This is a genomic window from Frankia gtarii (genome assembly GCF_025403375.1).
Taxonomy (GTDB): Bacteria; Actinomycetota; Actinomycetes; order Frankiales; family Frankiaceae; genus Frankia; species Frankia gtarii.
Genome location: NZ_JAMPTM010000294.1, coordinates 1 through 8155, shown reverse-complemented (window position 1 = coordinate 8155; position 8155 = coordinate 1). Strand labels below are relative to the sequence as shown.

Below are 8155 nucleotides of genomic sequence, written 5' to 3'. Positions count from 1 at the left end.
GGGTCGGGCCGCGCGGGGTCCGCTGCCCGCCGGGGCCTGCTGCCGGCCTGGGCTCGCCCGACCGCCGACGCGGCTACGTCCAGCCCGCCGTGGCACCCTGGATCATCGTGAACGGTCCGACCGGCCAGCGGAAGCAGTCGACCAGCAGCTGGTCGACGTCGCGTTCGGTGCTGATCCCCTCGGCGACGATCCGGCGCGCCTCGGCCACCGCCGCCCAGTACACCCGGTTGGCGACGTAGCCCCAGGACATCGGGGCGTCGCGCACGACGACCGGGTTCTTGCCCAGCCCGCGGGCGAGCCGGGTCACCGTCTCGACGGCGTCCGGGTCGGTGTGCTCGGTTACCACGATCTCGGCGAAGCGCATGATCTGCGCGGGTGACGACCAGTGCCAGCCGAGGACCCGGGTGGGCCGGTCGGTCGCCGCGGCCAGCGCCCCGATCGGAAAGCCGCTGGAGTTGGTGGCGAGGATCGCGCCGGCGGCGGCGACCCGGTCGAGTTCGCGGAACATCCGGACCTTCAGCGAGAGGTCCTCGGGCACGGCCTCGATGACCACCGCCGCGCCGGCGACGGCCGACAGCTCGGGCTCCCAGGCGATCCTCGCGATCACCCGGTCGACGTCCGCGGCGTCGAGCTTCCCGCGTTCCACTGCGGCCCGCAGCCCGAAGCGGCCCTCGACGAGCTGGTGGCGGGCGCGTTCACGGGCGGTGGCGCTGGTGTCGACGCAGACCACCGCGCAGCCGGCCACCGCCGCCGCCTGCGCGATCCCCGCGCCCATCACCCCCGCGCCGATCACCCCCACGGTCCCCACGGCACCGACGCCGGCCGGGTCGTCGCCGGCGGTCATGCCGCTGCCGCCAGCTGGGAAGTCAGCGCTGCCACCTCGGCACCCGCCTCGGCCAACGGTCCCTCGGCCGGTCCGGCCGCGGTGAGCGGCGGCCACGCCCGCCGGTCGGCGACGATCCACAGTTCCTTCGAGCCGGCCGGGCCGGAGCGGGATGCCCCGTGCCAGGTGCCCTCCTGCTGGAGCCGGAAGCCGAGCCGGCCGAGCTCGACCTCGCTGGCGCCCTCCGTCCGGTCACCCGATCCGCCCGTCGAGCCGTCGGCGGCGCCCGGCGCGTCGATCCGGCAGGAGCCCTCGACCACGAGCCGGACCAGGTCGGCGCCCAGCCGGAAGGCGGGCAGCGCGGCGGCGCCCGGTGGCCGGTCCCAGCACAGCAGGAGCACCCCGGACTCCCGGTGCCCCAGCGCGACGGCGGCCAGGCGGCTGCCGTCGGAGAGCACCGACCATCGCGCAGTGTCGGTGAAGCCGGCGTCGAAGTGGCTCGGGCGCAGGGCGGCGCCGAAGCTGTTGGCGATGGCGTGCGGGACGTCGGCGTCGCGGGGGAGCATCGCCACTCCCTCGAGGCTGACGTCGTCGGCGAGGGCGGTGTCGGCGAGCCGTTGAAGCTGCGAGTCGGTCAGGTAGGGCTTGAGCCCGCGCCGGTCGGCCATCAGCAGGAGCTGGTTGGTACCGACCTCGTCGGACCAGTACTCCGGTCCGTAGAAGGCGTCGGCCCGCTGGAGGCGGAACTCGCCGTGGGCGTAGCTGGTGCCGCCCACCCGGATCGGCTCGCCCAGGGCCATCCGGAAGCTGTCGCTCTTGTGCAGGTGCACGGGGGCCTTGCGGGGAAAGATCCGGCCCTCGATGGACATCGCGACGACGGGGCCCGCGTCGGGGTCGCCCATCCGCAGGACGGCCCCGCTCAGCAGGCCGTCCTCGGGTAACGGGCGGCGGATGTCCCGGATGACACCGTCGAGGTGGCCGTTGTTCCAGGTCGCGGATTCGAGGAGAGTGATCACGAGGGACCCCCAGGGGATGCATGTTTCTTCGACTCGTGGGTTGACAATAATACGGCGGGGCTCCTACGGTCTGCGGGTCGCCGCCGCGAGGATCGAGGGATGACATGCCGATCAGCTCCATCGCCGACCTGATCCGAACCCATGGCACCGAGCGTGGCGCCCTGCCAGCGCTCACCGCAGACGGCCGTACCGTCACCTTCGCCCAGCTCGACGCCCGCTCCAACCGGGTGGCCCAGGCCCTCGCCGGCGAGGGGGTAGCCGCCGGCGACCGGGTCGCCTACCTCGACGCCAACGCCGCGCAGTACTACGAGCTGCTCTTCGGCGGGGCGAAGCTGGGGGCGGTGAACGTCGCGGTGAGCTGGCGGCTGGCACCGGTCGAGATCGCCGCGATCATCGCCGACGCGCAGGCCCGGGTCCTCGTCGTCGGCGCGGCGTTCGCGGCGACCGTCGAGGCGGTCGAGGCGGAGCTGCCCGGCGTCAAGAAGATCATCGTGGTCGGCGGCTCGGCCCGCCACGAGGACTCGACCCGCGACCAGGACTCGACCCGCGACCAGGACTCGACCCGCTACCAGGACTACGACGAGTGGGTCGCCGCCGCGCCCGCGATCGATCCCGGGCTGGGCGCGAAGCCCGACGACGTGCGCATCCAGCTCTACACCTCGGGCACCACCGGCCTGCCCAAGGGCGTGATGCTGACCGAGCACAACCTGCTGTCGCTGCTGCGGATGGGCGGGGAGACGCTCGACCTCGGGACCGACACCGTCAACCTGGTCGCGATGCCGCTGTTCCACATCTCCGGCAGCGGCTACTCGCTCAGCGGCTTCCATGCCGGCTGCCACACAGTGCTGCTGCGTGAGGCCCACCCCGACGCGATCCTTCGCTCGGTGGCCGAGCACCGGGTGACGAACCTGTTCGCGGTGCCCGCCGTGCTGCGCACGATGCTCGGTGTGCCGGGCATCGCCGAGCTGGACCTGTCGTCGTTGCGCACGATCGCCTACGGCGCCTCGCCGATCTCGCTGGACGTGCTGGTCCGGGCGATCGAGACGTTCCGCTGCGACTTCGTGCAGGTCTACGGGCTGAGCGAGACCGCGGGCACCGTCACCATGCTGACGCCGGAGGATCATCGCCGGGCCCTCGAGGCCGCCGGCGACGCCACCCGGTTACGCTCGGCGGGACGAGCGGTGCCCGGGGCCCGGGTGCGCATCGTCCCGCCGCACACCGGGGTGGACGCCGCCGCCGGGGAGGTCGGCGAGATCTGGATCTTCTCGCCGCAGAACACCCCCGGTTACTGGCGTAACCCCCGCGAGACCGCGGTGCTGCTCGACGACGGCTGGCTGCGCACCGGGGACGTCGGCTACCTCGACCCCGAGGGCTACCTGTTCATCCACGACCGGGTCAAGGACATGATCATCACCGGGGCGGAGAACGTCTACCCGGCCGAGGTCGAGAACGTCCTGATGTCCCATCCCGACATCGCCGACGTCGCGGTGATCGGGGTCCCGAGCGAGCGCTGGGGCGAGACGGTGAAGGCCGTCGTTGTCGCCGAGGCGGGCCGGACCCCGATGGCCGCCGACATCGTGTCCTTCGCCCGCGCCCGGCTGGCCGGCTACAAGTGCCCGACCTCGATCGATCTGGTCGAGGCGCTGCCGCGCAACGCCGCGGGGAAGGTGCTCAAGCGTGAGCTGCGTAACCCTTACTGGTCCGGACGCGAGCGGTCCGTAAGCTAGACCTCGCCGACGGACAATCTACCTGCTGGTCGGATGGTCGATATCGTCTCGGGGCGTGCGGAGCCTGCGGAGGAACGCTTGACATCCTCCCTCGCGTGAACGCGGGGGATTCCAACAGCTACATGTCCTCCAGGAGAGGGGGTGCGCAGTGTTGAGGTTCGCGGTTCACGGGCCGGCTGTCGGCGTCGCCTCCCCGCGCAGTCACCCACGTGGTTGCCCACTGATGTCCCAGGGCGATGTTGCGTGCCGCGTTCACGTCGGCGTTCGCCTGCTGCCCACAGGCCCGGCACCGGAAGGCGGCTTGGCTCTCGCGCGCCTGCCGGTCTCGGGTTCCGCAGGTGTTGCAGGTCTGCGACGTGTACGCGGGGTTGATTTTCTCGACCCGGCCGGGGGCTTTCTGTTCCAACCGGGCGACGAGCAGCCCCCAGCCGTGGGCGAGAATGCTCCGGTTCAGCCCGGCTTTCTGCCGCACGTTCCGCCCCGGTTCGGCGAGGGTGCCCCGCGCCGAGCGGGTCATGTGCCCGATCGGCAGATCCTCGACGCGGATCAGGTCGTAACGGCGGGCAAGGCTGGTGCTGGTCTTCTCGACCCAGTCCTTGCGCCGGTCGACCTCCCGGGCCTTCACTCGGCCGATCTGCGCTTTCAATCGGGTCCGCCGGTTCGATCCGCGTTTCGCTCGGGCGAGCCGGCGTTGCAGGCGGAGCAGCCGAGCCTGTTCCCCGGGCCGCAACCCGGGACAGTGCAGCAACGCGCCCGTCGACAGCGCGGCCGACACGGTCACTCCCCGGTCCACCCCGACAATCGTGCCAGTGCCCGGGCCCGGGATCGGGTCGGGCACGGCCGCGAAAGCGACATGCCAGCGGTCTGCCCGGTCCCGCGTCACCCGGTAGGAGCACGCCTCCGGCACGGTCCGGGACCGGCGGAACCGTACCCAGCCCACCTTCGGGATACGCACCGCCGACCAGCGGCGGTTCAAGGTGCGCACGTTCCCAGGTTTCACCGCGACGATCCGGAAACCCGCCGACCGGCCACGTTTGCGCCACGACGGCCGGCGATGCGAACCCCGGAAGAAGTTCGCCATGGCCGTGGCGAAATCCCGCAACGCCTGCTGCTGAACGGTCTGCGAACCCGCCGCAAGCCACGGATTCTCCCGGCGCGCTTCGGTCACCTGGCGGGACTGCTCGTGGTAGTTCGGCGCCGGGCCGCGGCGCGGATTCCACCACGACTGCTGTTCCACGGCGAGGTTCCACACGTACCGCGCATGCCCGCAATGGTCTTCCATCACCGCCGCCTGTTCGACGGTCGGATAAATCCGGTAGCGGGACATGCCTCCATTCTACAGAAAGGATATCGACCGATGAATAAGATGAGGCGGCGTTTCCTCCCTGCCGTGAACGGCGGGGTCTCCACGCCGCAATCCCGATGAACACGAGCCAGTCCGACCCGCCGCGCAAGCGGGGCCGCCCCCGCAATCTCGAGCCCAGCCAGGAGTACCGCGATCGGCTGGAGAACATCGTGCGGGTGGCGGCGGACGTCTTCCAGGCGCACGGGTACGAGGCCGGCTCGCTCGACGACGTGGCCGCCGCGATGGGCCTGCGCAAGGCCAGCCTCTACTACTACGTCAAGCGCAAGAGCGACCTGCTCCGCCTGGTCTTCGAACGCGCCATCACGGTGGCGCTGACCGAGGTCGAGACGCTCGCCCACCTCGCCGACCCGCGCGACCGGCTCGCCGCGCTCATCCGCCATCAGGCGCTGCTCGTCACGCGCGATCCCGCCCTGTTCGCCGTGTTCTTCGACCAGCGGGCCGGGCTGGAGCACGCCGACCTCGCCGACGTCGGCCGTAAGGAGCACCTCTACCTGCGCCAGTTCATCCTCGCCGTCGAGGCCGCGATGGCGGCCGGGGTGATCGGGCCGGGTGACTCCAGGCTCGTGGCCAACGCGATCATCGGCATGACGAGCTGGTCCTACAAGTGGTTCGACACCCGGCGCGACTCGCCGGAGACGTTCGCCGACACCTGCGTGGCCCTCGTCCTGCGCTGAGCCTGGTCAGAACCCGGTCAGAACCCGGTCAGGGCCCGGGAAAGGCCTGGGAAGGGCCTGGCCGGAACCGGGTCTGGAACCGGATGGGGCCGGGCGGTGCCCGCCTGCGCCTGCCGCTGAGCCCACGTCCATGTGACGCAGATTAATTTCTACTCGCGGGTTGACAGAAATCTGCCGCCCGAATACCTTGCTCCTACCTCGCAGGCCGCAGCGGTCGGCGGCCCCGCCGGGAACGCGATCGGCGCCCCGGGGAGGCAGTCGGTTCCGGCGGTCACGCCACGGCCGTCGACGCGCCGGCGGGCCCGCTCGCGGGGCCGGCTGAAGCCACCGGGCCGCCCGTGCACCGCGTCGCACCGCCACTGGTGACCGGGGCCTGCCAGCCCGCCGGGAACAGGAGCTTGGAAGAATGAAGCGACCCCGATCTCCCTCCGCACGATTACGCACGGGCGTTCCCGCCCTCGTGGTGGTGGCCCTCCTCGCGGTGATCCTCGCCAAGGGGGACTACCGGGCCAACTTCTTCTCCGGCGGCGGGTTCGCCCTGGGGGCCCTGGTCGCGGCGATCGCCCTCGGCGTGGTCGTCACCTACCGCGGGTCCGGGGTGGTCAACCTGGCGGGGGCGGCCGTCGCGATGTACGCCGCCTACGTCTACGCCGACCTGCGGGCCCGCGGTGACCTCTTCCTCCCCCCGCTGCCCAACCCGCTCGCGCCCATCGAGGGCATCGTGCACCGGGCGGGCGACGACTCCTTCTCGGTGCCGCACTGGCCCACCTCGGTGTCCTTCGGCGGCGCGATGGGGTTCTGGCCGGCCCTCGTGCTCGCCCTGGTGTTCTGTGCGCTGTTCGGGCTGGTGCTGCACTTCGCGGTGTTCCGGCCGCTGCGGCACGCGCCGGTCCTCGCCAAGGTGGTCGCCTCGGTCGGCGTGCTGCTGTTCCTGCAGGCCGTCGTCGTCCGGCGGTTCTCCACCACGACCCAGGTCGTCGGGCCGCTGCCGTTCGTCGACAAGACGCAGGTCGACCTCGGCCTGTTCAAGATTACCCAGGAGCAGCTCTTCGTCGTCTGCCTGGTGCTCGTGCTCGCGGTGGCGCTGTGGGCGCTGTTCCAGCGCAGCCGCTTCGGTCTCGCCGTGCGGGCCGCCGCCGAGAACGAGAAGGGCGCCACGGTCCTCGGCTTCTCCGCCGACCGGCTCGCCGCGGCGACCTGGGTGCTGTCCACCGTCGTCACCGGGCTGCTCGGCATCTTCGTCGCCTCGGTGAACTCCTCCGTCGACCCGAACACCATGCCGGCGCTGATCGTCCCGGCCGTCACCGCGGCCCTGGTTGGCGGCTTCACCTCCTTCGGGTGGACGACGCTGGCCGCCTTCGGCCTCGGCATGCAGGTCTCGCTGGTGACCTTCCTCGGCGCGAACGAAAGCTGGTTCCCGAAGGCCGGCGGGCTGCCCGTGCCCGGGGTCGACCTGCTCGTGCCGCTCGTCGTCATCGTCGCGGTGCTGGCCCTGCGCGGGCAGTCGCTGCCGACCCGCGGGGTGCTGGGGCCCGGCCGGCTGCCGTTCTCGCCGACGGCGCGGCCGTGGTCGCTGCGCTACGGCGGTCCGGGGCTGGCCGTCGCCGCGCTGATCCCCGGGGTGTTCTTCCTGTCGCCGGCGATGCGCGACGGGCTGACGAACACGCTGACCGGCATCGTCATCTGCCTGTCCATCGTCGTCCTCACCGGCTACATCGGGCAGATCTCGCTGGCCCAGACCAGCTTCGCCGGCCTGTCGGCCTACACCGTCGCGAGCCTGTCGACGCACCACGGCTGGCCGTTCCCGCTGCCGATCCTCGCCGGCGCGGCGGTCGCGGTCGTCGCCGGCGTGCTCGTGGCGCTGCCCGCGCTGCGGGTGCGCGGGGTGCACCTCGCGATCGCCACGCTCGCCTTCGCCGTCGCCGTCGACAAGGTCGTGTTCGCCAACTCCTGGATCAACGGCGGGTTCGACGGCGCGACCGTGACGACGCCGGCGCTCATCCGCTCCCAGGACACTGACACCCATCACGTCCTGGGCGTCACGATCGGGGACGGCACCCAGCCCAACCCGCTGACCCTGGTGTTCTGCCTCGTCGTCGTGGTGGCGCTGGGCTACCTCGTCGCGAACCTGCGCCGGTCGCTGACCGGGCGCCAGATGCTGGCCATCCGCTCGAACGAGCGGGCCGCCGCCGCCGCCGGGGTCAACGTGGCCGCCGTCAAGGTGCTGGCCTTCGGGGTCTCGGCGTTCATCGCCGGGGTCGGCGGCGCGGTCATCGCCTACCGCACCGGCAACGTCACCCCCGACAAGTTCCTCTACGACAAGTCGCTGATGTTCTTCGCGTTCGCCTACCTCGGCGGGATCGCGAGCGTCAGCGGCGCGGTCACCGGCGGCCTGCTCGTCGGTGGCGGGCTCGGCTTCACGATCCTGAACCGGGTGTTCGGGCTGCCCGACGAGTTCGTGCTGCTGCTCGGCGGCCTCGGCCTGGTCGTCACCGCCGTGCTGAACCCCGAGGGCGTCGCCGGAAAGGCCCGCACGGACCTGCTGGCCC

6 protein-coding genes are annotated in these 8155 nt (G+C 71.8%); 3 read left to right on the top strand and 3 right to left on the bottom strand.

Going from position 1 to position 8155, the window contains the following annotated elements:
- Positions 1 to 73 precede the first annotated feature (73 nt).
- Together NBZ83_RS27355 and NBZ83_RS27350 are read right to left on the bottom strand one after the other, a co-directional pair.
- Complete coding sequence (locus NBZ83_RS27355; protein ID WP_261567529.1) at positions 74 to 844, bottom strand: 3-hydroxyacyl-CoA dehydrogenase family protein; 771 nt, start codon at positions 842 to 844, stop codon at positions 74 to 76.
- Entirely contained in the window at positions 841 to 1839 is a 999-nt protein-coding gene (locus NBZ83_RS27350) for a hypothetical protein (protein ID WP_261567528.1), read from the bottom strand. Before NBZ83_RS27350 ends, NBZ83_RS27355 begins: the two co-directional genes overlap by 4 nt.
- Before the next feature lie 104 nt (positions 1840 to 1943).
- Between NBZ83_RS27350 and NBZ83_RS27345 the strand changes: the two genes are divergently transcribed.
- Entirely contained in the window at positions 1944 to 3566 is a 1623-nt protein-coding gene (locus NBZ83_RS27345) for a long-chain-fatty-acid--CoA ligase (protein ID WP_261576068.1), read from the top strand.
- Between the two features lie 118 nt (positions 3567 to 3684).
- Here the strand turns inward: NBZ83_RS27345 and NBZ83_RS27340 are convergent, their stop codons facing one another.
- A complete protein-coding gene (locus NBZ83_RS27340; RefSeq protein WP_261567526.1) occupies positions 3685 to 4893 on the bottom strand; it encodes an RNA-guided endonuclease InsQ/TnpB family protein in 1209 nt (402 codons plus the stop codon).
- Positions 4894 to 4988: 95 nt separating this feature from the next.
- Between NBZ83_RS27340 and NBZ83_RS27335 the strand changes: the two genes are divergently transcribed.
- Complete coding sequence (locus NBZ83_RS27335; RefSeq protein WP_261567525.1) at positions 4989 to 5606, top strand: TetR/AcrR family transcriptional regulator; 618 nt, start codon at positions 4989 to 4991, stop codon at positions 5604 to 5606.
- A gap of 406 nt (positions 5607 to 6012) precedes the next feature.
- The coding region (locus NBZ83_RS27330; protein ID WP_261576067.1) for a branched-chain amino acid ABC transporter permease at positions 6013 to 8155 on the top strand (2143 nt) is incomplete at its 3' end.